A 2,394-nucleotide genomic window follows, 5' to 3' on the forward strand; every position below is an offset into this window, starting at 1 on the left:
CGATGCGGGGCTCGCCGATGCCGCGCACCTTCACCATCGCCAGTTCGCGCTCGATCGAGCGCGTGCCGGTCAGCGTCATGTCGACCACCTTGTAGATCGGGATCATGCGGTCGAGCTGATGCTTGATCTGCTGGATCACCAACGGCGTGCCTGTCGTGACGATGGTGATGCGCGAGAGGTGCTTTTGGCTCTCGGTCTCGGAGACGGTGAGGCTTTCGATGTTGTAGCCGCGTCCCGAAAACAGTCCGATCACGCGCGCGAGCACGCCCGGCTCGTTCTGCACCAGCACCGAGAGCGTGTGCGTCTCGTTGGGGTCGTGGCGCTCTTCCATGAAATAGGCGGATGCGGGCTGATTCATTGTCTTGTCCTTCGCTTCCTTACGCCAATGCGTTGCCGGCGACGGGTTCCGGCATGACCCATCGGCGAAACGTGTCGAGATCGATATTACCGCCGCTCAGGATCAGGCCGACGCGCTTGCCGTGGATTTTCGGCTTGTCCTGCAAGGCTGCGGCGAGTGACGCTGCGCCGGCGCCTTCGGCAAGATTATGCGTGTCGGTCCAATAGGCCCGCATCGCTGCCGCGATCTCATCATCGGTGACCTGCACAACGCGCGACGCACCTTTGCGGATGATCGCAAGCGCCTCGGGATCGGGAATCCGCGTCGCCATGCCGTCGGCCAGCGTTTTGCTGGTCGCGGTCGTGACCACGGTGCCGGCTGCGAACGACAACGCATAGGACGGCGCTTCGGTGGATTGCACGCCGACGATTTCAGTGGTCAGGCCAAGCAGGTCGCGCGCCAGAATACAGCCGCAGATGCCGGACCCCTGCCCGATCGGGACATAGAGAACGTCGAGATCCGACGCCTTTCGAAACAGTTCCAGCGCATAGGTTGCCACCCCCAACACCAGGTCGGGATGAAATGCCGGCACGAATTCGAGCCCGTCGATCGCGGCGCGGTGATAGGCTTCTTCACGTGCGGCTTGAAAGTCCTCGCCGTGCTCGACAAGTCGCGCGCCAAACGCCCGCATGGCGTGATTCTGATCGAGCGAATTGCCGCGCGGCACGAAGATCGTCACCGGCACGCCATGACGGCCCCCCGCAAAAGCGAGACTCTGGCCGTGATTGCCGCGCGTGGCCGAGATCAGTCCGGCGGTGTCGGGGCGCTCGCGCTTCATGCGGTCGATATAGACCAGCCCGCCGCGCACCTTGAAGGCGCCGGTCGGCGTATGGTTCTCATGCTTGACGATGGCAGTCGCGCCGAGCCGCTCCGACAGCCGTGCCCACGCATACGCCGGCGTCGGCGGTACTGCCGCTCCGACAACCGCATGTGCCCGCTCCAGCTGTCCGAGATCAAACATCCGCTCGCCTCATCAGTTCTACTCACCCTGAGGAGCGCGCCCTTGCGCGCGTCTCGAAGGGCGACGGCATCCTCACCGTCGCGGCTCATCCTTCGAGACGCCGCTTCGCGGCTCCTCAGGATGAGGAGTTGCCTCACACCAGCGCCCTGCCGCCGGCGAAGGCGGTGGCAGTGGTTTCGTCGTTGGCTTCCGCCGGCAGCAGCATTTCGTTGTGCGCCTTGCCGGAAGGAATCATCGGGAAGCAGTTCTCCAACGCCGCCACCCGGCAATCGAACAGCACCGGCCGCTTGACGCTGATCATCTCCTTGATCGCGCCGTCGAGATCGCCGGGTTTTATCGCCTGGATGCCGATACAGCCGAATGCATCCGCCATCTTGACGAAATCCGGCAGCGCTTCGGAATAGGAATGCGACAGCCGGTTGCCATGCAGCAGCTGCTGCCACTGCCGCACCATGCCCATATACTGGTTGTTGAGGATGAAGATCTTGATCGGCAGTTCGTACTGCACGGCCGTCGACATCTCCTGCATGGTCATCTGTACCGAGGCGTCGCCGGCGATGTCGATCACGAGGCTGCGTGGATGCGCCACCTGGACGCCGAGCGCCGCCGGCAGGCCGTAGCCCATGGTGCCGAGGCCGCCGGAGGTCATCCAGCGGTGCGGCTCCTCAAAGCCGAAGAACTGCGCCGCCCACATCTGGTGCTGGCCGACTTCGGTGGTGATGTAGGTATCGCGGCCGCGGGTCGCTTCGAACAGCGTTTGAATCGCGAACTGCGGCAGGATCACGTCGTTGTTCTTCCTGTACGCAAGCGAATTGCGCGCACGCCAGCGTCCTATCTCGAACCACCAGGGATCGATCTTCGGTTTCTTCGCCTCGGCCTTGAACACCTGCAGCATGTCGCCGAGCACGTTGCCGCAGTCGCCGATGATCGGCACGTCGACGCGGATGTTCTTGTTGATCGACGACGGATCGATGTCGATATGAATCTTCTTCGAGTTCGGCGAGAACGCGTCGGTGCGGCCGGTGATACGGTCGTC

Annotated in this window: 3 protein-coding genes; all 3 read right to left on the reverse strand. The window is 63.3% G+C overall.

Annotation, left to right across the window (positions count from 1 at the left end; genetic code table 11):
• Positions 1–358, reverse strand: a 358-nt coding sequence (ilvN, locus tag VGP39_RS08120) for an acetolactate synthase small subunit (protein WP_327567593.1), incomplete at its 3' end; no start/stop codon positions are given.
• Between the two features lie 19 nt (positions 359–377).
• Complete coding sequence (locus VGP39_RS08125) at positions 378–1,358, reverse strand: threonine dehydratase (RefSeq protein ID WP_327567594.1); 981 nt, start codon at positions 1,356–1,358, stop codon at positions 378–380.
• Positions 1,359–1,491: 133 nt separating this feature from the next.
• Positions 1,492–2,394: thiamine pyrophosphate-dependent enzyme (locus VGP39_RS08130; RefSeq protein ID WP_327567595.1), on the reverse strand; the 903-nt coding region annotated here is incomplete at its 5' end.

Source organism: Bradyrhizobium sp. (assembly GCF_036009065.1).
Lineage (GTDB): Bacteria > Pseudomonadota > Alphaproteobacteria > Rhizobiales > Xanthobacteraceae > Bradyrhizobium.

Coding starts and splice junctions, on each gene's coding strand:
- VGP39_RS08125 (WP_327567594.1), bottom strand. CDS start 1,358: ATGTTTGATCTCGGACAGCTGGAGCGGGCACATGCGGTTGTCGGAGCG.